Consider the following 26,771-nt stretch of genomic DNA (forward strand, 5'->3'; position numbering starts at 1 on the left):
GAGGACCTCACCGCGTCCAGCCTGGAGAACTGATGCGACACAAGTCGTCCACACGCCGCACTTCGAGAACCCTCACCGTGGCGCTGATCTGCTCGCTGGTCGTGACCGGCGTCAGCACCTCGCAAGTCGCGAACGCGGCCAACGGCTGGAGCGTCGACTCACCGATAGTCGACTCGACTCCGGTGACGAAGCAGACTATGAAGGGCCGCGAGCTCGACGACGCGAGCAAAGCCGCACTCACCGGGAACCAGCCCGCTGGTTCCACCACGCCCGATGGCGGAGGTACCAGCAGCGCGACGTCCCTCTCGCCGTCGGCGACGTGGGATGTGTCGAAGCAGACCGGTGACTTCACCTGGTCCTACCCTCTGCGCGTGCCGCCCGCGCCTGGGGATCTGCAGCCGAACCTGGCGTTGTCCTACAACTCGTCGACGGTCGATGGACGCACTAGCGCCACCAATAACCAGGCGTCGTGGGTCGGTGACGGCTGGGACCTGCACCCTGGTTTCGTCGAACGTACTTACGGCAGTTGCCAAGACGACAAGGAAGGCGGAACCATCCCGCCCAAGGTCGGCGATCTCTGCTGGAAGAGTGACAACGCGACCGCCGTCTACAACGGGTCCGGCGGCATGCTCATCCATGACACCGGCAAGAACGTGTGGCGCCAGAAGAGCGACAACGGCTCTCGCATCGAGCGCCTCACCGGTGCGCCCAATGGTGCTCGTGACGGCGAGTATTGGAAGATCACCACGGTCGACGGAACTCAGTACTTCTTCGGGTCCGCTCCGACGTCGAAGTCGACCTGGACCGTGCCCGTCTACGGCGACGACGCCGGCGAACCCTGCCACGCGGCGGACAACAAGTTCGACAACTCCGCCTGCACGCAGGCCTACCGGTGGAATCTGGACAAGGTCGTCGACCGGCACGGGAACCTGATCCTGTACAGCTACGACATCGAGACCAACAACTACGGGCAGAACGTCAAAGACACCGCGGTCTCGTACGTCCGCGGTGGGACGCTCAAAGAGATCCAGTACGGTCTGCGTGAAGGCGACCCGGCACCCGCAGCCGGGAAGGTGACCTTCACGACCGAGGAACGGTGCGTCCCCGGCAGCGTGTGCACCCTCGACAAGACCGAGAACTTCCCCGATGTCGCCCTGACCGACCGGTGTGACGGGCCCACCTGCAAGGATCACTACAGCCCGACGTTCTGGTCGACCAAACGCCTCGCGAAGATCACCACCCAGGTACGCGCGGGCACCGGCTACACCGACGTCGACAGCTGGACCCTCGAGCAACAGTTCCCGAACCCGGGCGACGGCAACAAAGCCGCTCTCTGGCTCAAATCCATCACGCACACCGGTCACGTCGGCACGCCCATCACGCTGCCGAAGGTCACCTTCGAAGGCAAGAAGCTGCCGAACCGGGTCGTGAAGGACGACGGCGTCGGCTATCTCAACCGGTACCGGATTTCCGCCATCGTCTCCGAAGCCGGTGGCGTCACCACCGTCAACTACGCACCCGCAGACTGTTCCGCCACGTCCTTACCGGACAAGCCGGAGACCAACACCAAGCGCTGTTTCCCTGTCACGTGGACTAAACGGGATTTCGCCGAACGCACCGACTACTTCCACAAGTACGTCGTCGGCTCCGTCGTCCAGTCCGACTGGATGAGCACCAGCTCCGAACAAGTCACCAACTACGAGTACCCGGAGGGTGCGGCGTGGCACTACACCACATCCGAGTTCGCGCCCGAGAAGGACAAGACCTGGAACGAGTTCCGCGGCTTCGGCAAAGTTATCGTCCGTACCGGTAAACCCGACAACCCCAGCGGGCCGAACAGCTACAGCGAAACCCGCTACTTCCGCGGCATGCACGGCGACAAACTCCCCAACAACGGCACACGACCCGTCAGCGTCCCGGACAGCGAAGGCGGATCCCACGTCGACGAGGACTGGCTCCAGGGGCTCGAGCTGGAAAGCCTCACCAAAAACGGCGAGGCCGGCGCTGTCGTCGGCAAAACGATCACCGAACCCACCTGGCAAGGCCCCACGGCGACGCGCGGCGCTTACAAGGCCTACATAGTCCGGTCCGGAACGCAGCGCTCCTTCACCGCGTTGGCGGCAGGCGGCTGGCGAACCACCAAAACCACCACGGACTACGACCCTAACGGCCTGCCCACCAAGGTCAACGACTACGGCGACCTCAACGTCACCGGGGACGAGCGCTGCACAAGCACGACCTACGCCCAGAACACCGGCCGATGGCTGCTGAACTTCCCGTCACGGGTCGAGACCCTCTCCACGGTGTGCGGGGCCTCGCCGGTCTACCCGCGGGACACCATCTCCGACGTCCGGTCGTCCTATGACACGCTCGCACCCGGTATCCCGCCCACGGTAGGCGACGTCACGCTGGCCGAAGAGGTCGACGGCTACAACGGTTCCACGCCGGCCTACCGCACCGTCGCCAAGACAAAGCGCGACGTCTACGGGCGCGCGATCGAAATCACCGACGCCGACGGCAACACCGCCACCTCCACCTACACCCCGGCCACCGGCGGTCCGGTGACCCAGCTTGTCACCGCCAACGCACTGGGGCACAAGACAACGACCGTCTACGAGCCGGCCTGGGGATCCGCGCGGACGATCACCGACCCCAACAACCGAGTCATGGAGATCAGCTACGACGCGCTCGGCCGTAAAGCTGAAGTCTGGCAGCCCAACCGGCCCCGGGCAGACCATTCCACCGAACCCAGCGCACGCTTCACCTACGACGTCCGGAACAACGCGCCGAGCTCGATCACGTCGATGCGGTTCGGCCCCAAGAGCAACTACGTCACCTCGACCACCATCCTCGATGGTCTCTACCGGACCCGGCAGGTCCAGGCGCCCGCTCCTGGAGGGGGCAGGCTGCTGGTCGATACGCGGTACGACTCACAAGGGCGCGCCTACAAGACGACACAGCCGTTCTACAACGACCAGCCAGTCGACACCTCTCTCTGGGTGGCCAGCGACACCGAAGTACCCGGTCTGACCGTCACAGAGTTCGACGGCGCCGGGCGCGCGATCGCCTCCATCTACCGGGGCGGAGCCACGGAATGGCGTACCAGTACCACCTATGGCGGTGACTCGGTCAGCGTCACGCCGCCGGAAGGCGGCAGCGCGACTACGACGATCACCGACGCCCGCGGCCGGACCCGCGCTCTCCGGCAGCACCACGGTGCACAACCGACCGATGCCTACGACGAAACCAAGTACGAGTACACCAACTCGGACAAACTCGCCGCACTCACCGACTCCAGCGGCAATCGCTGGTCCTACACCTACGACATCCACGGTTCGCTGATCCGCACCGACGATCCTGACCGTGGCGCCACGACCTACACCTATAACAAGCTGAACCAGCAGACTTCGAGCACCGATGCACGCAACGTCACACTCGCGTTCCGCTACGACAAACTCGGCCGCAAGACCGGCGTCTTCAAAGACAGCCTCGCCGGCACCAAGCTCAGCGAGTGGGCCTACGACACCGCTCCCAAGGGCATCGGGCAACTCGCATCGTCCACACGCTGGGTCGACGGCAACGCCTACATCAACAAAGTCAACGTCTACGATCCGCTGTACCGGCCTTTGGCGCAATCGATCATCATTCCGCCGATCGAGGGGCCGAAGCTGGCCGGCACCTACCAGACATCTCTGTCATACAAGGAAGACGGAAGCCTCGGCGCCGTCGGTTACCCGAAGGCGGGCGACCTCTCGCCCGAGACCATCGCCTACACCCAGGACGAACTGAACAACGTCCTCACCGCCGATGGCGGCGTTGACGACGACTTCCAAACCTACGTGTCCCAGACCGAATACACCCGTTACGGCGAACCACAACGCCTTCATCTCGGTGGTTCAAGCAGCACTGCCACCAACGGGAAGCGCGCGTGGTTGTCCTTCTACTACGACACCAACACCCGCCGGCTCGACCGCACGATCGTCGATGCCGAGGTACCGCAGCCGATGCAAACCGACACCCACTACAACTACAACCCCGCGGGCAACATCACTTCGATCTCTAACTCCCCGATCGGGCAGCCCGCGGACAAACAGTGCTTCGGCTACGACTACCTCCAACGCCTCACCGAAGCCTGGACACCCGCCAACGCAGACTGCGGCACGGCACCCGCGGTCAACGGTCTCGGCGGTCCGGCCCCGTACTGGCAGTCCTATGCCTACGACAAGTCCGGGAACCGGATCGGCGACACCCAGCATGTCGCCAGCGGCGACATCACCCGCAAGTACAGCTACGCCGCACCCGGTACGCCGAAGCCGCACTTGCTGAACGCCGTCACCTCCGAAGGACCGGCTGGTACCAAGACAGCCCAGTACACCTACGACGAACTCGGCAACACCAAGACCCGCCCCGGCACGGCCGGACAGCAGAACCTCGACTGGAACGTCGAGAACAAGCTCGAGAAGGTCACCGACGGCACCGCCGACACCACCTTCCTCTACAACGCCGACGGCAACCGGCTCATCCGCCGCGACCCCACCGGCACCACCCTCTACCTCGGGCCACAGGAAGTCCGCCTCGACAAAGCGAGCGGCAACGCGACCACCACCAGGTACTACAGCCACGGTGGCCTGACCATCGCGATGCGCAAGAGCGGTGCCCTGACCTGGCTCGCCGGCGACCACCAAGGCACCACACAGGTCGCGATCAACGCCAGTGACCTCACGATCAAGCAACGCCGACAGACCCCGTTCGGAGCCGAGCGTGGTCCGAGCGCCGGTATGCCTGGTGAGCGCGGCTTCGTCGGCGGCACGATCGACGCCTCCACCGGGTTGACCACACTCGGGGCTCGCAGCTACGACGCAGATCTCGGCCGGTTCATCTCCGTTGACCCGCTCATGAACCCCAGTAGCCCGCAGCAGATCAACGGCTACAACTACGCCAACAACAACCCGATCGCCCTCAGCGACCCCTCCGGACTCGCGCCTGAGGACCACCCCGGCTACTGCGTCGGCTGGCGAGGCGACTGCGGAATCGACCCCAACGTCGGAAACCACCTCCACGGTGAGTACTCCCCCGGCCAGCTGGATCAAATGGATGTAAAAAAAGGTGGCGGTAAGTCAAAGAAGAAGGCTCGGGAGGATTGGACAAAGAAGAACTCTCCGAGTTCAAAAAAGCGCGGCGAGGTATTTGCCGAATTCGACAAGGTGCTCAACATGAGCACGCTCGAATACTGGAACTTCCCGATGCCGCCGAACGTTGATCCAGATACCAATATCTGCTTTGGCAAGTTGGCTTGCGAAAAAGCCCGCGACCATCTTCTTGCGCCAGAGACGCAGAATGACGTAGAAGGCGCCAAGCTGATTGCGGCCACATATTGTGTGGATAACTTCAATGAATGTGCACGTGCGGCAGGAATTGCTGACACTGTCCACGGGGCGCTCGGTGCTTTGATGGGTCTCGTTGCCGGCGGGGGTCTTGGTCGAAGCGGAGCGAGCCGGGTTACGGTTGGTTCTGCTACGGGAGAGGAGCTGGCGAGTTTATCGCCGGCGTTCAGGGACCTTGTGGCGAAGCGTGCTGGATTCACCGGGCAAGGTCAGCGGATTATCGTCGACGAGAATATCAAGCATCCGGAGGCGATCGCACAGGGGCTCCGGAACAACGGATATGATGCTCGCAGCGTGAAAGAGATGGGCATCACGGGTGCGCTTGACTCCGAGCTCAAGCAAGTGGCGAACCAGACTGGAGCCCGGGTGCTCACTCACGACAGGGGCAGGCAGTTGGATGGAGGATTTGGCGATCTGGCAATCCAGATCGATCAGCGAGTCGGCAGTCTTGACAGCATTTTGCGCGTGTTGAATGGAAAGTAATGTCATTTGATAAGCATGTAGGGTCAAGTGAAAAAGAATTATCAATCATCAATAAGCGGTGGCTTGAGCGACGTAATCGAAAAACGTGGGATGACTCCTATCGGGATGAGTGGTATGACGAGCAGTGTGGCGGTTGTAGATTCTGGTTTCCGCTGGCGGGGGCATTTGGGAACGATTACGGGGTTTGCGCCAATGCCAACTCTTCGCTGGATGGGACTGCGCGATCTGAACATGACGGGTGTGAGGCGTTCGAAGATGCCGGCCAGTGGATTATTCCCAATGATATGTGATGCATTAAATAGCTCAGCCGCGTTTTCGGGATGCAATCTTGGCGAGAATACGATCAAATGGCGTTGATCGCCGCTGAGTCAAACTTAAGCACTTGGCTATCAAGACGCTTGATGATGGGTCTAGTTTGAACCGCTTGCGTAGGCTTTGGCTGTTGCCGGTGATGTTGTGCTGCTCATGTTCGATCGGATCGGGGAGCGTGGTGACGAACCCGGTCGGTTCGGTCTCGGCTCCGTCTCCGAGTTGGGATCCGGTGGTTTCGCCGGAAGTGGTTTCCGCGGCTTGCGGCTTCCTTGGCGCCGATGAGCTTCAAAGGGCCCTGGAGTCGAAGGCCGCCTACCGGTCGGTTGAGGAGAAGCCGGTGGAGGGGGAGCGGAGCGTTGCCTATGGTTGCGAGTTCAGTCGTGTTGATGATGGGTCTGGCGTCGGTAGCTTGATGGTGACCGCGATCAAGGGTGAGGCGGCGCCGGAGAGCGCGCTCGCCGTTGCCGAGCAGAACTGTCTGGGTGAGGGGCAGGCTCAGCCGCTGGCGGGCGCTGGGGAAGCGGCGATGTGGTGCCGGAGCGAGGACCTCGACACCCTGGTCGTAACCGTGAAGCGGAGCCACGGTGAGGTTCGGATCGCGCACTTGACGCTTGCCGGTAGTCCCATGGCCGCCAATATCCCCGGGTATGCCTCGCTGGCGCGGCTTCTCGGCGGCAGGCTGTAGCGTCCGAGGTTGAGCGAGCCATCCGGTCTCTGATCGGACCTGAGCACGGCATGGCGCTCAATTGCCTGCCGGCAAGGCCGCGAGACGCAATGGTCTCGATGGGAATGACGTGTCCGAGGCAGCACAAAGACAGGAGCACGGACACGGACATGCCGTGAACGGCAGGGTCGGCCGTCCGCGGCCGGTGAGGATCTATCCGGACGAATGATGCCTCGGTTCTCCACGTAACGGGCGAACTGGCGAAGCTCCTCAGTAGCCGGCCTTAGTGTTGGAAGAGTGGAGCGTCGGGGGATCACGCCGTCTCCGATTGGGCTCCGTTGCTGACGTAGAGCCCGGCACGACCTGATACAGCCTGACACCCGGTTCAGTTGCGATGTCCGCGTTGACCTGCACGAATGGTCGAAATCCGACACCTCGCGGCACTGCCTGGCACAGTGGCGGAGGGGACTTTTAATCCGTAGGTTCTGGGTTCGAGCCCCAGGCGGCCCACTCTTTCGCCTGGTCCACGCGTTGTGGCCACCCAAGACCAAGATCATCTCCCCGGGTTTGGATCGAACGGGTTTATCCAGGAGCCCTTCCAGGGCCTTTGCCGTGGCCGGGTCGACCGTCTTCCGCTCCAGGTAGTTGTCCTGCGTCATCGACACCCGCGAGTGGCCGAGCTGGTCCGCGATCAGCCGCGTCGGCACCCCCGCGTCGTCCAGGGCGGTCGTCGTCGTCTTCCGGAAGGTGTGCGAGGTGACTCACAGGAAGTCCTCCCCGCCGCGAATCTCCCGGATGACCCGCAGGACGTTGTTCGGGTCCCGCATCCCGTCGGTCGAGCTACTTCTGGCGCGAGGTCCACTGTGTACGGCATGGCTGCTTCGCGTTCGCTGTCGTGCCGGTCACCAGGTCTCGTTCACGAAACTCCGAACGGTCGCGTCGTGGTGACGCTGATGGGCTCTCATACGCGCGATCCGCGTGATTCCACCGAGGCGGGGCGTCAGGGGCAGGAGCATGCCGCGTTGCTCGACGATATGCCAGGGCGGACTACGACCTCCTGCCCCTCGTGGTGTGCATGTGGCGATCACGCACTCTCACAAGCCACTTTGCGGACGTGGGTGCCTGGACCGCATTTCCCTGACGCATCCCGAATACGTGAAACTCGTCCGAGGACCCGAACGGCGCCGCGGCTTCACCCGGGCAGGATCTCGCGGGGTTATCCCATGGCCGTCGCCGCGAAGAGGACCTTCGATCGGCCGCTCCCTGCCGAAAGTCCCTTCTGAGACAGAGAATCCCGTGTCACGGTTAGCGGGCTGCGTGCAGCACTGGACGAGGGAGAGTCCGTGTCTTGGAGATCGCATGACGAGGGCAGTTGGCGGCGGAGCAACCTGATCACCCACCATCGGGATCACTTGCCGCAGGTGAAGGTATTGGTCGATGAGCTGTACGCGGCGTTGTCCGAGGACGGACTCGGCGCCTACGAGGCCATGATCGAGGCGGAGTACGCCGGACCACATGAGCACGTTGAACATCACCCATGCGGTGATGGCGTGCTCAGCTTGATGGCCGAACCCACCCGCGATCCGAAGCGGATGCGGCTGACCCACCTGGTCTACGGCGGATGCACCACACACCAAGTCCGGCAGGACCTGATCGGTCGCGGCCTGGGATCGCTGGGCATCACCTGGGTGTATCCGCCGGAAGCCGACTTGTCCGAAGACTGAGCAGGCCGGCCTCCTGACTCCGACTCCGCCGAGTGTCGTTGCCCCAGCAGGGAGTTCAGCTGTCGAGACGATGTCATGTCTTCGTGCGCACACCTGTCCGTTCCGGAACGGCGCGGCCACCGACGCCGGTCGATTTCGAGGGCTGAGCGACGGAGGCGATAGTCGTCGTCCGCCATGAGCGCTTGTCAAGAGACCTGCGCCCGGGAGGGCGGGACCTTCTTCCCTTCTCGCTCGATCCCTTGTGGGACAGGGTGAATTGGTCCGGATACGCAATCGGCTCACCTGAAGAGTGTCGAGCGAAACGAGGTCCGATCAATGCGAAAACCTTCCATCATGACCACCTGTGCCGCGGCTGCCGCGACGCTCGCCGGCGGTCTGCTGTTCGCCGTGCCGGTCGGGGCCGCCCAGCCTCCGACGACCACCGCCCCGACCACCACCGGGCCGACCACGACGACCAAGCCCACTGGCCCCACCGCGACCACACCGACGTCGAAATCGCCGACGGCGCCGCCGACGACATCCAAGACCACGACCAAACCGAAGGTCCCCTCCGGCGGAGTCGAGACCGGCGGGGGCGGCACCGCGGTCGGATAGGAAACGAAATGGGAAAGCCCGGCTGGGCCCGCAGTCATCGAGGACTCCTGCTCCTGACAGGCGTCCTGCTCGCCGTCCTGGCCGGGCTGACCTTCGTCCTCACGGGCGGACGGGAACAGGCCGTACCCGGCAGCACGACCACATCGGCTCCGCCGCCGGCGGCGAGCGCTCCTCCCGCCGCCACGGCGCTGCCGCGCTCGGATCCGGTTCTCGTCGAGATCCCCAAGATCAGGGCGAAATCCACGTTGGTGCCCCTCGGGCTCAACCAGGACAACACCCTGCAGGTGCCCCCGGTCAGCCGGCCGATGCAGGCGGGGTGGTACGCGGAGGGTGCGTCACCCGGCGAAATCGGCCCGGCCGTGATCGTGGGTCACGTCGACGGCAACCGACAACCGGGGATCTTCTACCGGCTCAAAGAGTTGCAGGCAGGGGACCACGTCGTCGTCTCTCGCGCGGACGGGCGGGTGCTCACTTTCGTCGTCACCCGGGTCATGCAGGTCGACAAGGACGAGTTCCCGACTGACGCCGTATACGGTGACACCAGCGATCCTCAGCTGCGGCTCATCACTTGCGGCGGCGGCTTCGACCGCACGGTGCGCAGCTATCGTGACAACATCATCGCCTTCGCGGTTCTCCGGCAAGGGTAGGGAACGGCTTCATCTTCGACCGCGGTGAAAGCAGGTCTCCAGTCACCGGCTCGCCAGAGGGAATGCGTTCAGGCAGGCCGAGACCGGCGATCTGCAGGGGGCTGCTCATCCACGTCGACGGGGAGTTTCACGGCGTGCCGGCGGTGCGTACCACGTGCGCGATACCGGAGAAGCCGGCGAGTGTGGAGCGAGAGATCGCCGTCGGTCGCTGAGCTTGGCCGTGTCAGGCGCCGAGCCGGTTGTAGATCCGGCTGGCCAGAGTGGCGGCCAGCTGGTTCAAGGCGCTCCAAGGTTCATCGAGCGCGAACCGGGCGAGTAGCTCCGCCGCCGCGTAGGCCTCGGCCTCGGAGAGCAGTGGCGCGCGCCGGTCCTGGAGCCCCTGCTCGACCAGCCGGGAGAGGGCTTCGGCGTACTCCTCCAGGTCACGCACCACAGCCAGGCCGTACCGCTCGTCGAGCGAATCCCCGGTGAGGTCGTCACTCATGGTCGCCTGCCCCTTCTGTCTTCACCCGTCCGACGCGCCTCAGAAAATCTATGCTGACTGGGGTAGACATTCAACGCCGGGTGTGTGTAATGTTCTCCTTGTACCGAGAAGACAACGTCAAGCAGGCGCGGGAGATGACGTAACTGCCCGCGAGGTGAGACAAGCCGGTCAGGCGGTACGGGGCCGATCAAGGAACAGGTTCCGGACGGTGATCGGACGCAGGACGCGGGCGGAGTAAGCGCGCCCGTGAAGAACACGAAGTTGTAGTCAGTAGTGCAGTTGCAGGAACGGTCAGGTGGCCGGAGCCGATCAGTGACGGGGCTCCGGGCAGTGGCCAGCGGCGTCAGCGTGCTGGGACCGATCAGTGGAAGGGTTCCCGTCGTTGGCGTTCGCAGCAGGTGAAGTAGCAGTACCCAGCAAGGTGAGAACACAGGAAAGAAGGGAACGGCAACATCATTGGATCGCCCGCAGCGGCAGGACAGCGCCGCGCGGGTGCCGTAGTTCCATCGAGTTCGGAGGTGGTTCGCGGTCACGAATGAGCGATCCCCGCGAGGTCCGGCTTCCCAGCGGACGCGGGTGCAAGAGGCCGGCGGTCACGTCGGTTGACAATGGTGAAACCTAACCCTGAGGACCCCGGGTGAACTCGGCGCCGACCCCGCCGATGAGGACGGCGGCCGCGTCGCGGNGAACATCGGCAGCTTCGCCGGAGACGTCGAGATCACCGAAGCGCTGTACGCGGGGTCCTTTGTGATGTGGAGGTGGAATGATCCCTGACCAAAACGGACCGGCCGCGCCCGACGGGGCCGACAAATTCGATGACGAGCACTACCCCGCCTACACGATGGGCCGGGCCGCCGACATGCTCGGCGCCACCCAGGGCTTCCTTCGCAGCCTCGACGAGGCCGGTCTGATCACCCCGCAGCGTTCCGCCGGCGGTCACCGCCGCTACTCCCGGCACCAGCTTCGCCTGGCCGCCCGGGTGCGGGAACTGGTCGATCAGGGCACCGCCGTCGAGGCCGCCTGCCGCATCGTCACCCTCGAAGACCAGCTCCACGAAGCTCAGCGTCTTAACGCCGAACTCCGCGCCGACGACTGAAAACCCCAGGCTGTGAACGCCCTTGTCCGGATCGGGCAAGGGCGTTCGTGCGTGGCTGTCGAGACGGCCGAGCCCGCTCCGACTCCCTCCTGAAAGCGCCGGACAGTGGCGCCACAGGAGCGAAGGAGGCCTTGCGATGAGCAAGGTGGTGCTGGATGTGTCGATGTCGCTGGACGGCTTCACCGCCGGGCCGAACGTCCGGGCCGAAGAGCCCATGGGCGACGGCGGGGAACGCCTGCATGAATGGATGGCTGGGGGAGGCCCCGACGCCCGCGTTTTCGAAGAGGTGAACGCGATGGTCGGGGCGACCGTCATCGGCAGGCGCACCTTCGACCTCGGGTTGCGGCCGTGGGGCGGGACTCCGTGGCCGGGTGTCCCCAGTTTCGTGGTCACCCATCGGACCAGGGAAGACCTCCTCGGCGACAACGGTGGCACGTTCGCCTTCGACGGGCTGGAGGCCGCGGTCCGCCGTGCCAAGGACGCCGCGGGGGACAAGGACGTACTTGTGATGGGCGCCGACGTCGCCGGGCAGCTGCTGGCCGCGGGCCTCCTCGACGAGGTCTTCCTCCACCTCGCCCCCGTGGTGCTGGGGCAGGGAACCTCCGTGTTCGCCGGGCACGTGGGCGAGCTCGTTCCCCAGGGTGAAGCTGTCGCGGGCGTCGCCACCCACCGGCGTTATCGCGTCCGGTGACTACCACGGGATGGTGGCTCGGATGGCGGCCGAGATCGGTTCGAGGTCGTCGACGAGGTTCTCGAGTTCGCTGGGGCTCAAGGCGTTGTAAGGCGCCTCCGCGAGCCGGTCGGTGATCGCCTCGACGCGCTCTTTCGTGGCCCGGCCGGAGTCGGTGAGCCGGCCGTCGGACCCGATCAGGCCGCGGTCGCGCATCCCGTCCACGACCGCGGCCAGCTGCGCGGCGGGGAGATGGCCGACCCGGCCGAACTCGCGCGCGGGTATGCCGACGGACAGCGCGTGGAGCACGTGGCACTCGGTCCCGCCGATGCCCTCGGCCAGCAAAGCGACGGTGTGGCCGTCGCCGCGGTGCTCACGTAACAGGGTGGCCGCGTGCCACAGCCGTGCCACGGGCTCCTGCGGGACCGGAAGCGTTCGGACGGCGGCGAAGAGGGCGCGTCCCTCCACGGGGGCACTGGTCGCCGCCTTCAGCAGGAGTTCGCCGGCGCGCGTGACGCCGGGGTCGTCGGCGAGGTCACCGAGGATCCGCCGCATCCCCGCGACGCATCCCCGCTCGCGGGCGGCCAGTGCCGCCTCGGGCGTGGTCAGCTCCCAGACCTTCGGGAGATGGCGTGCCACCTCGCCCGGGGCGAAGTTGTAGAAGATCGCGTGGATCACCTCGGCGGGCACCGACCGGCCGAACGGCGCGGCCCGCCCGGCGAAGTAGGCGTCCCACGGGTTGCGGAGGCCGAGCGCCATCAGCGCCTCGTCGGACTCGTCGGCGAAGTAGGGGATCAGACCGATGGGCTCGACCAGGTCGTACATGCGGCGGGCGACGGGTTCCGGGTGCGACATCGTGTCTCCTGTGGTCGTGACGGCGCCCTCGCGGCGACCGCTCGACTACCCCACGAACGCCGCACCCGGAAATCGACATCGGGTTACTTCAGGTGCCGGGTGAAGAACCGGCCCGCGGAGTCTCCTTCGAAGTGCGGGACGCCGGTGTGCCCGCCCATGTTGGCGTGCAACGTCTTCTCCCGCGAACCGAAGGCGTCGAACAAGTCGAGGGCGTGCTGCCGGTCGTTCCCTTCGTCGTCCCACTGCAGCAGGACCAGCAGCGGGATGGTGACCTGCCGGGCCTCTTCGAGGATGCTGCGAGGCACATAGCTCCCGGCGAACAGGACGGCTGCCTCGACGCGAGGCTCGACCACTGCGAGCCGGGTGGCGATGGCGATCACCCCGCCCGAGAACCCGACCGGGCCACCGATTCCGGGTAGCCCGAGGAGGGCGTCCAAGGTGGCCCGCCATTCCGGGACCGCCGTTTCGACCAGCGGGAGCACGAGCCGGTCGACGATGTCGCCGGTGACCGGTTCGCCGGCCTTGAGCGCACGCTGCAGGTCGGCGCGGGCTTCGTCGACAGCGGGGAAACGGGGCCGGTCACCGGCGCCGGGGAGTTCGATGGTGGCCGCGGCGTAGCCCGCCGCCGTGCAGGCCCTGGCCCTGGCTGCTAGCCGCGGGTGCATCTTGCCGAGTCCGCCGGGGTGACCCATCAAGATCAGCGGAGCCGGTGCGGCCGATTCGGGCGTCCACAGGATTCCGGGGATGTCGCCGAGGGTGAATTCGCGCTCGAGGACGTCGTCGAGGCGTCGTTCGGAAGTGAAGTGCAAGGTCGTGCCTTTCGGGAGTGCTCGTGAAAACGGCGCTCCCGGACGACCTATCGCCCGACCGTGACCCCTGAGGGGAGCACCCTGGTCGCAATGTCCACGGGTACCACCTCCTCGTTCGCTCGCACGGCCTCCGGCAAGGTAACAGCGGCCGCGATCGCGCGCCAGCGCTTTACCCGAGCACCGAAAGCCCGTCCGCCACGACGACGCCGTCGTGCAGCACCGTGCGGTCCTTGCCGCGGTCCATCACCGCGCTCGTCGGGGTCTCGCCGTCCACCAGCACCAGGTCGGCGCGGTCGCCGACGGCCACCCCCGGCCGGTCGGTGATCCCCGCCAGCCGCGGGACGTCGTGGCTCATGATCGACGCGCCGCCCATCGTCGCGACGGCCAGCGCCATCTCGATCAGGTCGTCGCGGCGGAAGCCGTTGGTGAAGGCCAGCTGCCAGGTGCGGTCGAGCAGGTCGCAGTTGCCGTACGGGCTCCAGTAGTCCCGCTGGCCGTCCTCGCCGAGACCGACGCGCACGCCCGCGGTCGTGAGGTCCGCGAGCGACAGCTGTCCGTCGGTGGACGGCGCGACGGTCGCCATCGCGATGTCCAGTTCGGCGAACGTGTCGATCAGGCGACGGCTCACCGATTCCGAGATCGAGCCCAGTTCGTACGCGTGCGACATCGTGACCTTGCCGCGCATGTCCAGCGCGCGGACCCGTTCGATCACCAGCTCGGTCGAGAACAGGCCGAGGTGGCCGGGTTCGTGCAGGTGGATGTCCACCTCGACGCCGTACTTCTCGGCGAGCCCGAACACGACGTCGAGATGTCCCTTGGGGTCCTTGTCCAGCGAGCACGGGTCGATCCCGCCGACGACCGTGGCGCCCGAGCGCAGCGAGGCCTCCAGCACGTCCACGGTGCCGGGTTCGCGGAGGATCCCGGCCTGCGGGAACGCCATGATCTCGACGTCCGCCTGCTTGGCGAAGCGCTCCTTCGCGGCGAGGACGGCGTCGAGCTTCTCAAGCCGGCAGTCGACGTCCACCTGTGCGTAGGTGCGCACGCGGGTGGTGCCGTTCGCGATCATGCGCTCCAGCGTCCCGATGACGCGTTCGGGTAGCGGGACCTCGGCTTTTCGCCAGTTCTCGCGGTCGTTCAGCATCATCGCCCATACACCCGGCGCGCCGGTGTGCGGCCGGAACGGCAGGCCGATACGCGTCGAATCCAGGTGGACGTGCACGTCGCTGAACGAGGGGAACAGCAGCCGCCCGCGCCCCTCCACCGTGTCCGGTGACGGCGTGGCGTCGGGATCGTGCGGTCGTACCGCGGTGATCCGGCCGTCGGCCACCTCGACCTCGCTGCGCTGTCCACCCCACGGGCGGACGTCACGGATCAACACGGGGACACCTTTCTCGACGAACCCTCTTTGGTATACCAAATCAGGCGAGCGGCGGCAACGTCACTTGGTGTGCCGGTACGGGCGCGTGTGCCCCGTCTCCGCGTTGTGCTTGGTGATGTGGTCGATCCCCATCGATTCGAGCCTCGGGTACTCGGTCACGTCGAACACGTTGTCCTCGCGGCGATGCGGGTAGATGTCGTTCCCCTTGCCCGGCCAGTAGGGGAAGACCACGTGTGTGTCCTTGTTGGAGTTCTTGGCGAAGGTTTCGGAGACGTAGTCCCACTTCTCCTGGACGAGCGGCTTCCTCGGGTCGTTGGGATCGTTGATCCACCCGGGCATCTTGATGTTGTTGCCCTCGAGGGTGTTGCCGCCGTTCTGCTTCGCGATCTTGGTACCGCCGGACCAGAAGAAGTGCTTGTCCGCCTTCAGGATCTGGTCGAGTTTCGGCTTGAACTTCTCGAACTCCTCCTTCGACATCTTGTCGACGTCGATGGGAGGCTTCCGCGGGCTCCTTCGCAGTGGCTGAGGCTGCCCGCTGGGGCCGCTGCTGGTTTCCCGGACCGCTCTTCCCGCAGGGTGGGACGAGGCCGAGCGGGTCCTGGCTGAGATAGCGCGACGTCCTGGGGTCGTAGTACCGGAAGACGTTGTAGCGCGGCCCGGTTTCCTCGTCGCGCTGCTGGCCGGGGAACGCCAGCGGCATCGACGCGATGTCGGCGCCGGGCAACGGCACGCCCCAGAAACTGCTGCTGTCCTGCCAGACCAGCGTGCCGTGTTCGTCGAGTAGCTCGGTCGGCGTCCCCGCGGGCGACGTGATCACGGCACGGAACACGGCGTCTTCGAGGGCGCCCGTGCGCTCGATCTGCACGACGGGGCGGTCGTCGTCGTAGCGTTCCCAGGTCAGGAGCCGGTAGGACTCGTCGGCGGGGTCGTAATCCATTCGCTCGACCACGTTCATCCCGCTCCACAGGAACCGGACGTCGTGCGTGAGCTCGGCTTCCCCTTCCGGATCGAGCAGCCAGCGGCGTTTGGCGAACCGCCGCCCGAGCGGGTCGTAGTGGTAGGTCCAGAGCGCGCCTTCGGGGGTGCGCACGGAGCGCAAACGGTCGAGGTGGTCCCACTCGTAGGCGCAGGACTGGTCCCCGATGACCCGGCCCCGCTCGTCGCCGCTGTAGACGCCTTCGCCGAGGACGATGGCTCCCGCGGCGTCGTGGGTGAACCGTTCGACCCCGGCAGGCCCGCGCGCCTCGCTGACCCGGCCCGCGGTGTCGTAGGTGAGCTGCCAAGGCCGGATGGCGTCGTCGACGGCGGCGAGCCTGCCGTCCGGCCGGTAGCCGTAGACGCGCGGCCCGATGCCCGCGATGTGTTCTTCGGCGAGGCGGTCTTCCGCGTCGAAGCGCCGCCGGAGCACCACGGTGCCGTCGACGCTGCGCGTGACCTCCCGTCCGGCGTCGTCGTAGCCGAATTCGACTTCGTGCCCGACGATCCGCAGCGACCGCGGGAGTCCTTCCCCGGTGAACCGCCACTCACTGTCCACACCGGACGATGTCCGGCGGACGAGCACGTCGCCGTCGCCCAGGGTGGTGGCCGGGTCGAACGCGGGGACCGTCCGCCGGACGTCCCCCGCCGACAGCCGGACCTCGCCGTCGGTGTGCGTCAGCAGCACCGTCGATCCGCCGGGACGGTGGACCGCGACCAGCGCGCAGTCCTCGTCGTACTCGTAGCCCGTCTCCCGGCCGAGTTCGTCCACTGTGGACAAAAGTTCGCCAACCGTTGGTCCACTGTGGACGTCCAAGAGGGACCGAACCAGCGGCCTGCGGTGTAGGACGACAGATGGGTGCGGGAGAGTTCGAGATCGCCCGCGTCGCCGGGCAGGGTCACGTCGATCTGCTTCATGACGACTTCGCCGGCCGCGACGTCGACGGGGTCACCGCAGTAGTTCTTGGAATCCGAGGACGTCGAGCGGTCGCCGTTGCCGTCCTTCTTGGTGGTGTAGGTGCTGCCGCCCCGGTCGCGGGCACCGCCGCCGCCGGTGCCGCTGGTGTTCGTCTGGTCGTTGTCGCTCTTGGTGTTGGTGCTCTTGTCGTTGGTGGTGCCGTCGTCGCCGCCGCCCGGCTTGCCGTTGCCGTCGGCGCTGGAGCTGGTGGTGCCCTCGTCGAGGCCGCGATCGTTGCCGCCCCTGGTCTTGGGCGGCGGCGGGGCGTCCACCTTGCCGCCTTGCAGCTTGCGCAGGGCCTTGGCGGCGTCGTCGAAGAGCGTGTTCGCCCGCTTGAGCAGCGGCATCAGGCCCTTGAGCGCCTTGACGAGTTTGGTGGTGAGGCCGGCGATCTTCGAAGCGGTCTTGGCGACCGCGGTCACCACCTGCGGCACCACCCAGGTCAGGCCGATGCCGAGGGTGAACAGCACCTGCAGTGCCCAGCTGATGAGGTGGCCGACGAGTTCGGCGATGATGTCGCGGACCAGGTGCGGACGGCGGCGACGACCTCGCCCGCGGTCTTGACCCCGCTGGAGGCTCCCTCGCACCCCTTCTGCGCGGCGGTGAGCACGGTGACCGTGTCCTGGGACCGTTCGCGGTAGCGATCCGCGGCGTCGCCCGCCCACGTCCGCAGGTCGGCCTTGACCAGGTCGGTCAGATCCGTGCCGATGGCGCCGAGTTCCTTGGCGATGTTGGACCAGGTCTCGGCCTGTGCCTTGATCTGATCGGCGTCGCCGGTCAGGGCGTCGAGCGCCCATCGCGACCGCGGCCCAGTCGCCCTTCTCGATGCCTTCCTGCCATCGCCGCGCCGCGGTCCCGCTGTGAGGAAAGGATCTTTGCCCGCCTGCCGGGAGGGCGACCCGTACGGGCAGGGTCTTGCGAGTTCTGCCATGCGGAAGTTAACCTCCGCAGATTGAAATTGCCCGGCATCGCTCGCTTCTATCGAGAGGCGGATCCATGGTGAAGAGGACGCGGGCCGAAGCGGCCGCGAGCGGCAGGCCCGAGGACGAACGGCTCGGGATCGGCAGGAGTTTCACTTACGGCATCCAGCACGTCCTGACGATGTACGGCGGGATCATCGCGCCGCCCCTGATCATCGGCGGCGCCGCGGGCGTCTCGACCGCCGAGATCGGGCTGCTCGTCGCGTCGTGCCTGTTCATCGGTGGCCTGGCGACGATCCTGCAGTCGTTCGGCATCCCGTTCTTCGGCTCCCGGCTGCCGCTGGTCCAGGGCACTTCCTTCGCGGGCGTGGCGACGATGACCGCGATCGTGGCCGACGGCGGGCTGCCCGCCGTGTTCGGCTCGGTGATCGCGTCCGCGGTGCTCGGCCTGCTCATCACGCCGGTGTTCTCCCGGCTGGTGAAGTACTTCCCGCCGGTGGTCACCGGGACGGTGATCACGGTGATCGGGCTCAGCCTGATGCCGGTCGCGGCCCAGTGGGCGATGGGCGACAACACCAAGGCGCCGGAGTTCGGCTCGGTCTCCAACATCGGGCTGGCCGCGATGACGCTGGCGATCGTGCTGCTGCTCAGCAAGGTCGCCGTCCCGGCCATCTCCCGGCTCTCGATCCTCCTGTCGATCGTGGTCGGCACCGTGCTGGCCGCCGTGCTGGGCAAGGCCGATTTCTCGCAGGTCTGGGACGGTCCGATCTTCGCGGTGCCGACCCCGTTCGGCTTCGGCGCGCCGACCTTCGACGTCGCCGCGATCGTGTCGATGTTCATCGTCGTGCTCGTGACCCTCACCGAGACCACGGCCGACATGCTCGCGGTGGGGGAGATCGTCGGCACGCGGGTCGGCAAACGCCGGATCGGCGACGGGCTGCGCGCCGACATGGCGTCCTCGGCGGTCGCGCCGGTCTTCAACGGGTTAATGCAGAGCGCGTTCGCCCAGAACGTCGGTCTCGTCGCGATCACCGGCGTCCGGAGCCGGTTCGTGGTGACCGCAGGCGGCGTGATCCTGCTGGTCCTCGGCATGCTCCCGGTGCTCGGCCGGGTGGTCGCCGCGATCCCGTACCCGGTGCTGGGCGGCGCCGGTCTCGTGCTGTTCGGCACGGTGGCGGCGTCCGGTATCAAGACGCTGTCCAAAGTGGACTACAACGGGAACATGAACCTGGTGATCGTCGCGGCCTCCGTCGGGCTGGGCATGGTCCCGATCGCGGCGCCGGAGTTCTACCACCACTTCCCGGCGTGGGTCGGCACGATCTTCCACTCGGGGATCAGCTCCGCCGCGCTCATGGCCGTCGTGCTGAACCTGCTGTTCAACCACCTGAAGCCGGCCAAGGCGGGCAGCGACCCGTCGGTGTTCGCGACGGCGACCCGGGTGATCGACTACTCCGACCTCAAGGCCTTCTCCCGGCTCAAGGACGGCGACAAGATCGTCGACGGCAAGATCGTGGACGCCGAGGGCAAGCCGGTCCAGGTGCGGGACGAGGACGGCAAGCCGGTGCCGTACCGGATCGGGTCCGAGCCGGAAGAGCGCTGACGCGGGTGGCGGACGGTGCGCACGGTCACGCCAGTGGTCGCCGCGAGCCGTCCGAACCCCTCACGCGTCTCCTCGGCAGGACCGGTCGAGGTCGAGCCGCGGGCCACGAGACGCCGAAAAACGGCGATCCGACACTCCGGCCGACCTGCCAAAGGGTGACTGTGACCTGGCGATCTGTACGAATTTGGGACGGCGACGTGTGCGACGCGGCAAGACCTGCGACAATGGACGGCGAGATCGGGGCATCGAATGGGCTCAGACTCGCTATGAAGAGCAGGTAAAAAAGTATGGCTCAGGGCAGCGTTAAGTGGTTCAACGGCGAAAAGGGCTTCGGCTTCATCGCTCAGGACGACGGCGGACCGGACGTTTTCGTGCACTACTCGGAGATCCAGGGCAGCGGTTTCAAGTCCCTGGACGAGGGGCAGCGCGTCGAGTTCGAGATCGGCCAAGGTCAGAAGGGCCCGCAGGCCCAGCGCGTCGTCGCCATCTGACTTTCTTCACGCCGAAGGCCTCCATCCGTACCGGGTGGGGGCCTTCGGGCGTTTCGGGACCCGATATCGTCGATGCATGCTTGTGATCGTTCGTGAGCACCCGTGCGGCCGGACGCGGTGAGCCGCTCCGCCCTGGAGCCCGAGCAGGTCGGGCGGAAGGTGCGGTTGCGCGAGGTCGGGATCCGGGATCGCCGGGTCCTGATGGGCTTCGACCGTGACATGGCCCGCGAGGCGACACCGCTGCTCGGCGGCGGGCACCGGCACTGGGCCTCGCACCGCTCGGGGTCCTCGGGCGACGACATCCACTTCGGCATCGAGACGGTGCGCGGCCGGATGCTGGTCGGTTCGGTGTGCACCATCGGCGCCGACCCGGTGACCGGCCGGTTCGGCTACGGCATCGGGATCGCCCCGCGCCACCAGCGCTGCGGGTACGCCACGGATGCCATCACCGTCCTCCTGGCGCATATGTTCGGGCAGCGCGGCTTCCGCAAATGCGAGGTCAGCGTGTACGGCGGCAACCTGGCGTCGCTTTCCCTGCACGGCGGTCTCGGCTTCCGCGAGGAAGGCAGGCTGCGCGACACCGAGGTCGTGCGCGGCGAGATCAAGTATCTCGTGCGGATGGGCATCACCGCCGAAGAATTCGCCGCGCGCCCCGTCGGCAGCCTCGCCGGCCTCGGCGGGCGTGGACAGCACCGGCGGCCCCGGCGCGGCAAGCACTGGCGCACACCCGCCGCGATCAGCGGCTGATCATCCCGGATTCGTAGGCGAAGACGACGGCCTGGACGCGGTCGCGGAGGCCGAGCTTCGTGAGGATGCGGCCGACGTGGGTCTTCACCGTGCCCGGCGAGAGGAACAGCAGCTCGGCGATCTCGGCGTTGGACAGGCCGCGTGCCAGCTGCTGGAGCACCTCGTGTTCGCGGCCGGTGAGCCGGGCGAGCCGGTCGTCCGGCGGCGACACGGGCAGGCCGGTGACGACGCGGTCGAGCAGCCGCCGGGTGACGGTGGGCGCGAGGGTCGCTTCGCCCGCGGCGACCACCCGGACACCGGCGAGCAGATCCGGCGCCAGCGCGTCCTTGAGCAGGAAGCCGCTGGCCCCCGCCTGGAGCGCGGCGTAGACGTATTCGTCCAGGTCGAACGTGGTCAGCACCAGGACGCGGGCGCGCTGAGCCGCGGCGATCGCGGCGGTGGCCTCGACGCCGTCCATCTCGGGCATCCGGATGTCCATGAGCACGACGTCGGGATCGAGTTCCGCCACCAGCGCGACGGCCTCCGCGCCGTCGCCCGCCTCGCCGACGACGTCGATGTCGTCCGCGTTGTCCAGGATCATCCGCAGGCCGGTGCGCACGAGCGCCTGGTCGTCGGCGATGACCACCCGGATCGTCATGACGGCAGGGTCGCGCGGACGGCGAAGCCGCGCTCCGCCCGCGGACCCGCGTCGAAGGTGCCGCCCAGTACGTTCACCCGTTCCCGCATCCCTTCGAGGCCGTGCCCGGTGCCGGACGGCGCTTCCGCCGCGATGCCGTCGTCGGTCACCTCGATCTCCAGTGACCCTGGCCCGTACCGCATCACGATAGTCGCCGACGCGTCCGGACCGGCGTGTTTCAGAACGTTCGTCAGCGACTCCTGCACGATCCGGTAGGCCGCCAGGTCCACTGTGGACGAAAGTGGCCGGGGCTCCCCTTCGACGCGGAACTCGACCGGCGTGCCCGCCGACCGGATGTCGGCGGCCAGCCGCGGCAGGCGCTCCGCACCGGGCCGGGGCTCCCAGTCCGGCTCGTCCTGGCCGAGCGCGCCGAGCAGGCGCCGGATCTCGCTCAACGCGCTCCGCCCGGTGTCGACGATGGCGTCCAGCGCCTCCCTCGATCGCTCGGGCCGCCGGTCCAGTTCCGCCTGGGCGCCCTGCGCCTGCAAGACCACCACGGAAAGCGCGTGGGCCACGACGTCGTGCAGTTCGCGGCTGATGCGGCCACGTTCGGCGGCCACGGCCAGCGCGGCCTGGGTGTCGCGCTCGCGTTCGAGATCCGCGGCCCGCTGCTCCAGCACCGACAGGCGGATCCGGCGCTGCCGCGTGTTCAGCCCGGCGAGCCATGCCACTCCGAGTGACAGGCCGATAGCCGGAAAACCGCCCCAGTCCTGCACTTGGTGGTCGTCGGCGTCGGTGCCGACCGGTGCCAGCGGATCGATGATGATGATCCGCGGTGGCGTCGGGACCGGTGTCCGCGTGTTCGCTTCGGAGGCATAGAACGACCACGCCGCCGCGACGAGCAGCCCCGCCGCCAGCAAAGCGACGGAACGTCGTCGCGACCCCCAGGCCGCGACGGAGAAGAGGCCGATCAACGCCACGACATCGACGGGTTTGAGGTCGTTGCCCATGGCCAGATGCAGGAGCGAGGCCGTGCCCCCGGCCGCGAAGGTGATCGTGGGGTTCCGGTGCCGGACGAGCAAAGAAGCCAAGGCCACCAAGGAGACCAGCCACCACTCGAAGCCCTCCGGGTCGTCGGCTGCGACCACAGTGGACAGTCCGATGAGGATGGTCAGGCCGCGGTCGACGGCTCTCGGGTGATTCCTGAGGAAGGCCAGCACCAGCCGAGCGTAATCCCGGATCGGGCGCCGCGGATCCCTCTCGCGGCAGACCTCGGGATACGACCTGCGGCAGACGCGCGGATACGACGCCGGGCTCCAGCCTGGACGCAGGAAGATCCTCGACAGAAACGGAAACCTCATGAGACGGCTTCTCGTCGCGCTGGCCGCCCTCGCCGGCATGGTGTCCTTGGCGAGCCCGGCCGCGGCGGCGCCACGTCTGACACTGCCGCCGCCGACCGGCTCGCATCCCGTCGGCTCCACCGACCTCCACCTCGTCGATCGCTCGCGCCAGGACCCCTGGGTGCCGTCCGGGCCGCGCGAGCTGATGGTGTCGATGTTCTACCCCGCGCTGGTGCCGATCGGCCCGAAACGGGCCTACCTCACCTTGGCCGAGGCCAAGGCGTTCCTGACCGAATCGGGCCTCCCCGACGTCGACCCCGCACTGGTCGCCGGGACCCGGACCAGCGCCAGGGTCGACGCCCCGCCCCTGCCGGGCAAGCACGCGCTCGTCGTCCTGTCGCCGGGATTCGGCAAACCGCGCACGACGCTCACCGGGCTCGCGGAAGAGCTGGCGAGCAAGGGGTTCGTCGTCGCGCTGATCGGCCACAACCACGAGTCCCACGGCACCGCCTTCCCCGACGGACGCGTCACCGGATGCGCCGCGTGCGGATCGGCTTCGGAACTGCTCCCGCCGATCCGCTCCGCGGACGCCTCCTTCGTCCTCGACACGCTGACCAGGCCTGCGTCGCACTGGTCCCGGCTGATCGACCGGACGCGCATCGGGATGGCTGGCCATTCGATCGGCGGGTACAGCACGCCGGCCGCGATGGTCGACGACCGGCGGATCCGCGCGGGCGCCGACCTGGACGGCAGGCTGTGGTCGCCGATCCCCGCGTCCGGGATCGACCGGCCGTTCCTGCTGCTCGGCCGCGAAAGCGAGTACACCCCGGCCGGCCCGGACACCACGTGGGCGGGCAGCTGGCCGAACCTCACCGGCTGGAAGCGCTGGATCAGTGTCGCGGCGGCCGGGCACGCGTCCTTCACGGACGTCGGTGTACTCGGTGAACAGCTCGGCCTGAGCCGGCCCGGTCTGCTTGGCGGCGAGCGTGGCATGGCGCTGACCAGGACGTACGTGTCCGCGTTCTTCGACAAGAACCTGCGCGGCGGACATCAGCCGCTGCTGGACGGGCCGGTGCCGGGCAACCCCGAGATCAAGTTCTGGAACTAGCCGAGGAAGGTCCCGGTGAGGCTCTCGGAGAGCTTCCAGAGCCGCGCGGCCTCACCGGGATCGATCGCGTACGGGCGCACGCCGACCCACTCGCCCTCTTCGGGGGCGATCTCGGCGATGTCGCAGTCCTCGCAGTAGAGCCCGCCCATCCCGTCGAGCCGCGGTGACGTCGCCGCCCAGACCTGGGTCGCCGCGCCCTGCTCCGGCGTTTTGAAATCCGGGTCGGCCAGGTTGCCGTGTTCGTCGATCCAGCCGCGCTCGACCATCTCCTCCTGCCGCAGATGCCGCTGCAGGGGCGTGAGGATGGCGCCCGGATGCAGGCTGAACGCGCGGATCCCGTGGTCGGCGCCGAGCGTGTCCAGCCGCACCGCGAACAGCACGTTCGCCGTCTTGGCCTGGCCGTACGCGAGCCAGCGGTCGTAGCCGCGGTCGAACTGGACGTCGTCCCAGCGCATCGGCGAGGAATGGTGACCGGAGGAGGACACCGTGACGACGCGGGCGCCGCCGTCCGCCTTCAGCGCGGGCCAGAGACGGCTCACCAGGGCGTGGTGGCCGAGGTGGCAGATCGCGAAATGCGACTCCCAGCCGTGGCCGACCCGCCGTTCCGGCGCGGCCATGATCCCGGCGTTCGCGATCAGCAGGTCGACCGGACGCCCGGTGCCGAGGAACCGCCGGGCGAAGGCCTCGACGCTCGCCAAATCGGCGAGGTCGAGCTCGTCGACCTCGGCACCGGAGATCCCGGCGAGCGCGGCCTCGGCGTCGGCCGGACGGCGCGCGGGGACGACCACCTGCGCGCCGGCGTTCGCGAGCGCGCGCGTGGTTTCCAGTCCCAGGCCCGAATAGCCGCCGGTGACGACGGCGAGCTTGCCCGAAAGGTCGATCCCGTCCAGTACTTCCCCGGCGGTGCTGCGCGCGCCGAAGCCGGAGCCGATCTTGTGCTGTGAAGTGGTCATGCGGCGGACGCTAGGAGCTAGAGGGCCCTCTAGGTCAACCGCTATCGTCGCCGGCGTGACGGAACTCGCGATCGGCCAGGTCGCCGCCCGGACGGGCCTCAGCGTGCACGCGCTTCGCTTCTACGAGAAGGAAGGACTGCTCGCGGCGGCGGTGAAACGGGACGCGAACGGCCGCCGCGTGTACACCGAACAGGACGTCGACTGGCTGGTGAACTGCACGAAGTTCCGGGCGTCCGGGATGCCGCTCGCCACCATCCGCGAATTCGCCGAACTCGTCCGGCAGGGACCGGGAAACGAGGAAAAGCGGCTGGAGCTGCTGCGGGAACACCAGAACACCGTCCGGGACCGGATCGCCGAACTGGCCGACTGCCTGGAGCTGATCAGCCGGAAGGTCGAGGTCTACGAGGAGCATGTCGCGCGGGGGACGGCGGACGGACTCTGGCGCTAGCTGTCACGTTTCGCGCGGCGGCATCGTCCAGGGGGTATGACAACACAGCTCGCCAGGTTCACCGACCAGAAGACGATCCTGCTGAAGACCTTCAAGAGGGACGGGACGCCCATCGGGACGCCGGTCAACATCGCCGTCGAAGGGGATCACGCGTACATCCGCACGTATGACGCGGCGTGGAAGGCCAAGCGCATGCGGAACGATCCGCGGATCGAGATCGCCCCTTCGACGTTCCGCGGCATCCCGACCGGCGAGCCCGTGAGCGGACGGGTTCGCCTGCTCGACGGTGACGAGGCACGGCACGCGGCCGATCGCCTGGCCAGGAAGCATCGGCTCCTGCATGGCTTCCTCGTCCCGCTCCTGCACCGGCTGAAGAAGTACAGGACGCTCCACTACGAAGTCCGGCTGGACCTCGAGTAAAGTCCACAATGGACAGACGCTGCCACCCGATCGGTGCAACGTTTCGCCTGGCGATGGCCAGGAGCGGCCCCTAAGCTTTGCCGCTCCTGGCCTGCGAGGTGAGACGATGAAGTCGTTCGGCGCGGTGGATCCGATCAAGCTCGCGCTCGCCGGGCTCACCACGATGGCCCTCGGGATGGCGGCGGCGCTCAACGCCGACGCGCTGCCGGTGATCGGCGGCGGCACCACCTATTCCGCCGAGTTCTCCGACGCGGGCGGACTGCGCGCGGACAACGACGTCCGGATCGCCGGGGTCAAGGTCGGCAAGGTGTCCGAGATCGGCCTCGAAGGCGATCGCGTGCTCGTCTCCTTCCGGGTGAAGGACGCGTGGGTCGGCGACGCCACGAGCGCGTCCATTCGGATCAAGAACGTCCTGGGGCAGAAGTACTTGGCGCTCGATCCGCGCGGCGAAGCGATCCTCGACCCCGGTGACCCCATTCCGCTGCGGCGGACCACCGCGCCGTATGACGTCCTTGAAGCGTTTCGGGATCTGTCGAAAACCGTCGACGCCATCGACGTCGGCCAGCTCGCGAAAAGCTTCGACACGATTTCGGCGACCTTCGCCGATACGCCTGCCGACGTCCGCTCCGCGCTGGACGGGATCTCGAAGCTCTCCGGCACCATCGCCTCTCGCGACCGGCAACTCCGGACACTGCTCGCGAACACCCGGCAGGTGTCGCAGACCCTCGTCGACCGCGACACCGAGGTCCAGCGGTTGATCCAGGACGGCAACGCGCTGCTGCGCGCGATCTCCACCCGGCAGCAGGCGATCAAGGATCTGCTCGACGGATCGAAACGGCTCGCGACCGCGCTCGACGGCATCGTCGCCGACAACGACGGGCAGCTCGGGCCGGTGCTCGAACAACTCGACCGGCTGACGTCGATGCTCCAGCGCAACCAGGATTCGCTGGCCAGGGGGATCGCCGCGTTCGCGCCGGCGATCCGGGTGCTCACCAACGTCGCGGGCAACGGGCGCTGGATCGACGGCTACCTGTGCGGCCTGGTGCTGCCCACGTTCGGGCCGCTCAACGAAGAGGGCTGTTTCGACTCGTGAGT

General features: G+C 67.2%; 25 protein-coding genes. 15 read left to right on the forward strand and 10 right to left on the reverse strand.

Annotated features, from left to right (window positions below; genetic code table 11):
* Nucleotides 1-77 precede the first annotated feature (77 nt).
* The 6 genes from LCL61_RS11060 (at nt 78) to LCL61_RS11085 (ending at nt 9,808) form a co-directional block, all read left to right on the forward strand.
* On the forward strand, nt 78-5,867 hold the full coding sequence (locus tag LCL61_RS11060) for an RHS repeat-associated core domain-containing protein (RefSeq protein WP_340686746.1): 5,790 nt from the start codon (nt 78-80) through the stop codon (nt 5,865-5,867).
* The gene (locus LCL61_RS11065) at nt 5,867-6,157 is read left to right on the forward strand and encodes a DUF3027 domain-containing protein (RefSeq protein ID WP_425341994.1); all 291 of its coding nucleotides are present in this window, start codon (nt 5,867-5,869) and stop codon (nt 6,155-6,157) included. The genes LCL61_RS11060 and LCL61_RS11065 overlap by 1 nt, the downstream gene beginning before the upstream one ends.
* 200 nt (nt 6,158-6,357) lie before the next feature.
* Nucleotides 6,358-6,864: a hypothetical protein gene (locus LCL61_RS11070; RefSeq protein ID WP_340688823.1), complete on the forward strand. Its 507-nt coding sequence runs from the start codon at nt 6,358-6,360 to the stop codon at nt 6,862-6,864.
* 1,391 nt (nt 6,865-8,255) lie between these two features.
* Nucleotides 8,256-8,567, forward strand: a complete 312-nt coding sequence (locus LCL61_RS11075; protein ID WP_340686748.1) for a hypothetical protein — start codon at nt 8,256-8,258, stop codon at nt 8,565-8,567.
* Nucleotides 8,568-8,900: 333 nt separating this feature from the next.
* Complete coding sequence (locus LCL61_RS11080) at nt 8,901-9,161, forward strand: hypothetical protein (protein ID WP_340686749.1); 261 nt, start codon at nt 8,901-8,903, stop codon at nt 9,159-9,161.
* Between the two features lie 8 nt (nt 9,162-9,169).
* Nucleotides 9,170-9,808, forward strand: a complete 639-nt coding sequence (locus tag LCL61_RS11085; RefSeq protein WP_340686750.1) for a class F sortase — start codon at nt 9,170-9,172, stop codon at nt 9,806-9,808.
* Nucleotides 9,809-10,031: 223 nt separating this feature from the next.
* Here the strand turns inward: LCL61_RS11085 and LCL61_RS11090 are convergent, their stop codons facing one another.
* Nucleotides 10,032-10,292, reverse strand: a complete 261-nt coding sequence (locus tag LCL61_RS11090; RefSeq protein ID WP_340686751.1) for a hypothetical protein — start codon at nt 10,290-10,292, stop codon at nt 10,032-10,034.
* Between the two features lie 763 nt (nt 10,293-11,055).
* On the opposite strand from LCL61_RS11090, the gene LCL61_RS11095 reads away from it, so the two are divergent.
* Both LCL61_RS11095 and LCL61_RS11100 read left to right on the forward strand, forming a co-directional pair.
* Entirely contained in the window at nt 11,056-11,388 is a 333-nt protein-coding gene (locus tag LCL61_RS11095) for a MerR family transcriptional regulator (RefSeq protein WP_340686752.1), read from the forward strand.
* Nucleotides 11,389-11,524: 136 nt separating this feature from the next.
* Nucleotides 11,525-12,079, forward strand: coding sequence for a dihydrofolate reductase family protein (locus LCL61_RS11100; protein ID WP_340686753.1), 555 nt, complete (start codon nt 11,525-11,527; stop codon nt 12,077-12,079).
* On the opposite strand, the gene LCL61_RS11105 is transcribed toward LCL61_RS11100, so the two are convergent.
* The 6 genes from LCL61_RS11105 to LCL61_RS11130 form a co-directional block, all read right to left on the reverse strand.
* Entirely contained in the window at nt 12,080-12,913 is an 834-nt protein-coding gene (locus LCL61_RS11105) for a MarR family winged helix-turn-helix transcriptional regulator (protein ID WP_340686754.1), read from the reverse strand. It abuts the gene before it with no gap.
* A gap of 83 nt (nt 12,914-12,996) precedes the next feature.
* Nucleotides 12,997-13,722, reverse strand: coding sequence for an alpha/beta hydrolase (locus LCL61_RS11110; RefSeq protein WP_340686755.1), 726 nt, complete (start codon nt 13,720-13,722; stop codon nt 12,997-12,999).
* 169 nt (nt 13,723-13,891) lie between these two features.
* Nucleotides 13,892-15,100, reverse strand: coding sequence for an amidohydrolase family protein (locus LCL61_RS11115; RefSeq protein WP_340686756.1), 1,209 nt, complete (start codon nt 15,098-15,100; stop codon nt 13,892-13,894).
* A gap of 40 nt (nt 15,101-15,140) precedes the next feature.
* Nucleotides 15,141-16,847: an RHS repeat-associated core domain-containing protein gene (locus tag LCL61_RS11120; protein ID WP_340686757.1), complete on the reverse strand. Its 1,707-nt coding sequence runs from the start codon at nt 16,845-16,847 to the stop codon at nt 15,141-15,143.
* On the reverse strand, nt 16,754-17,503 hold the full coding sequence (locus LCL61_RS11125) for a DUF6531 domain-containing protein (RefSeq protein WP_340686758.1): 750 nt from the start codon (nt 17,501-17,503) through the stop codon (nt 16,754-16,756). The genes LCL61_RS11120 and LCL61_RS11125 overlap by 94 nt, the downstream gene beginning before the upstream one ends.
* On the reverse strand, nt 17,476-17,964 hold the full coding sequence (locus LCL61_RS11130; protein WP_340686759.1) for a hypothetical protein: 489 nt from the start codon (nt 17,962-17,964) through the stop codon (nt 17,476-17,478). Before LCL61_RS11130 ends, LCL61_RS11125 begins: the two co-directional genes overlap by 28 nt.
* 65 nt (nt 17,965-18,029) lie before the next feature.
* Here LCL61_RS11130 and LCL61_RS11135 point away from each other — a divergent pair, with 65 nt between their 5' ends.
* From LCL61_RS11135 to LCL61_RS11145, 3 genes are all read left to right on the forward strand, one after another.
* A complete protein-coding gene (locus LCL61_RS11135) occupies nt 18,030-19,553 on the forward strand; it encodes a nucleobase:cation symporter-2 family protein (protein ID WP_340686760.1) in 1,524 nt (507 codons plus the stop codon).
* Between the two features lie 287 nt (nt 19,554-19,840).
* The gene (locus tag LCL61_RS11140) at nt 19,841-20,044 is read left to right on the forward strand and encodes a cold-shock protein (RefSeq protein WP_005149851.1); all 204 of its coding nucleotides are present in this window, start codon (nt 19,841-19,843) and stop codon (nt 20,042-20,044) included.
* Nucleotides 20,045-20,146: 102 nt separating this feature from the next.
* The gene (locus LCL61_RS11145) at nt 20,147-20,791 is read left to right on the forward strand and encodes a GNAT family protein (protein ID WP_340686761.1); all 645 of its coding nucleotides are present in this window, start codon (nt 20,147-20,149) and stop codon (nt 20,789-20,791) included.
* Here the strand turns inward: LCL61_RS11145 and LCL61_RS11150 are convergent.
* Nucleotides 20,781-21,428, reverse strand: coding sequence for a response regulator transcription factor (locus tag LCL61_RS11150; protein WP_340686762.1), 648 nt, complete (start codon nt 21,426-21,428; stop codon nt 20,781-20,783). The genes LCL61_RS11145 and LCL61_RS11150 overlap by 11 nt on opposite strands.
* Entirely contained in the window at nt 21,425-22,768 is a 1,344-nt protein-coding gene (locus tag LCL61_RS11155) for a sensor histidine kinase (protein ID WP_340686763.1), read from the reverse strand. The genes LCL61_RS11150 and LCL61_RS11155 overlap by 4 nt, the downstream gene beginning before the upstream one ends.
* On the opposite strand from LCL61_RS11155, the gene LCL61_RS11160 reads away from it, so the two are divergent.
* On the forward strand, nt 22,767-23,855 hold the full coding sequence (locus tag LCL61_RS11160; RefSeq protein ID WP_340686764.1) for an alpha/beta hydrolase: 1,089 nt from the start codon (nt 22,767-22,769) through the stop codon (nt 23,853-23,855). The two genes, LCL61_RS11155 and LCL61_RS11160, sit on opposite strands and share 2 nt — an antisense overlap.
* Here the strand turns inward: LCL61_RS11160 and LCL61_RS11165 are convergent.
* Nucleotides 23,852-24,808 (reverse strand): SDR family NAD(P)-dependent oxidoreductase, encoded by a 957-nt coding sequence (locus LCL61_RS11165; protein ID WP_340686765.1) that lies wholly within the window; start codon nt 24,806-24,808, stop codon nt 23,852-23,854. The genes LCL61_RS11160 and LCL61_RS11165 overlap by 4 nt on opposite strands.
* 55 nt (nt 24,809-24,863) lie before the next feature.
* Between LCL61_RS11165 and LCL61_RS11170 the strand changes: the two genes are divergently transcribed.
* From LCL61_RS11170 to LCL61_RS11180, 3 genes are all read left to right on the forward strand, one after another.
* Nucleotides 24,864-25,256, forward strand: coding sequence for a MerR family transcriptional regulator (locus tag LCL61_RS11170; protein ID WP_340686766.1), 393 nt, complete (start codon nt 24,864-24,866; stop codon nt 25,254-25,256).
* Between the two features lie 36 nt (nt 25,257-25,292).
* On the forward strand, nt 25,293-25,676 hold the full coding sequence (locus LCL61_RS11175) for a PPOX class F420-dependent oxidoreductase (protein WP_340686767.1): 384 nt from the start codon (nt 25,293-25,295) through the stop codon (nt 25,674-25,676).
* A 106-nt stretch (nt 25,677-25,782) separates the two neighbouring features.
* Nucleotides 25,783-26,769: an MCE family protein gene (locus LCL61_RS11180; protein WP_340686768.1), complete on the forward strand. Its 987-nt coding sequence runs from the start codon at nt 25,783-25,785 to the stop codon at nt 26,767-26,769.
* Nucleotides 26,770-26,771: the final 2 nt, after the last annotated feature.

It is taken from the genome of Amycolatopsis coloradensis, from assembly GCF_037997115.1.
Taxonomy (GTDB): domain Bacteria; phylum Actinomycetota; class Actinomycetes; order Mycobacteriales; family Pseudonocardiaceae; genus Amycolatopsis; species Amycolatopsis coloradensis_A.

Excerpts from the sequence above, each read along its gene's own strand:
- LCL61_RS11130 (WP_340686759.1), bottom strand. The coding sequence starts at position 17,964 with ATGGCAGAACTCGCAAGACCCTGCCCGTACGGGTCGCCCTCCCGGCAG.
- LCL61_RS11135 (WP_340686760.1), top strand. The coding sequence starts at position 18,030 with ATGGTGAAGAGGACGCGGGCCGAAGCGGCCGCGAGCGGCAGGCCCGAG.
- LCL61_RS11160 (WP_340686764.1), top strand. The coding sequence starts at position 22,767 with ATGAGACGGCTTCTCGTCGCGCTGGCCGCCCTCGCCGGCATGGTGTCC.
- LCL61_RS11090 (WP_340686751.1), bottom strand. The coding sequence starts at position 10,292 with ATGAGTGACGACCTCACCGGGGATTCGCTCGACGAGCGGTACGGCCTG.
- LCL61_RS11100 (WP_340686753.1), top strand. The coding sequence starts at position 11,525 with ATGAGCAAGGTGGTGCTGGATGTGTCGATGTCGCTGGACGGCTTCACC.
- LCL61_RS11180 (WP_340686768.1), top strand. The coding sequence starts at position 25,783 with ATGAAGTCGTTCGGCGCGGTGGATCCGATCAAGCTCGCGCTCGCCGGG.
- LCL61_RS11095 (WP_340686752.1), top strand. The coding sequence starts at position 11,056 with ATGATCCCTGACCAAAACGGACCGGCCGCGCCCGACGGGGCCGACAAA.
- LCL61_RS11080 (WP_340686749.1), top strand. The coding sequence starts at position 8,901 with ATGACCACCTGTGCCGCGGCTGCCGCGACGCTCGCCGGCGGTCTGCTG.
- LCL61_RS11155 (WP_340686763.1), bottom strand. The coding sequence starts at position 22,768 with ATGAGGTTTCCGTTTCTGTCGAGGATCTTCCTGCGTCCAGGCTGGAGC.
- LCL61_RS11140 (WP_005149851.1), top strand. The coding sequence starts at position 19,841 with ATGGCTCAGGGCAGCGTTAAGTGGTTCAACGGCGAAAAGGGCTTCGGC.
- LCL61_RS11065 (WP_425341994.1), top strand. The coding sequence starts at position 5,867 with ATGTCATTTGATAAGCATGTAGGGTCAAGTGAAAAAGAATTATCAATC.
- LCL61_RS11150 (WP_340686762.1), bottom strand. The coding sequence starts at position 21,428 with ATGACGATCCGGGTGGTCATCGCCGACGACCAGGCGCTCGTGCGCACC.
- LCL61_RS11105 (WP_340686754.1), bottom strand. The coding sequence starts at position 12,913 with ATGTCGCACCCGGAACCCGTCGCCCGCCGCATGTACGACCTGGTCGAG.
- LCL61_RS11165 (WP_340686765.1), bottom strand. The coding sequence starts at position 24,808 with ATGACCACTTCACAGCACAAGATCGGCTCCGGCTTCGGCGCGCGCAGC.
- LCL61_RS11085 (WP_340686750.1), top strand. The coding sequence starts at position 9,170 with ATGGGAAAGCCCGGCTGGGCCCGCAGTCATCGAGGACTCCTGCTCCTG.
- LCL61_RS11175 (WP_340686767.1), top strand. The coding sequence starts at position 25,293 with ATGACAACACAGCTCGCCAGGTTCACCGACCAGAAGACGATCCTGCTG.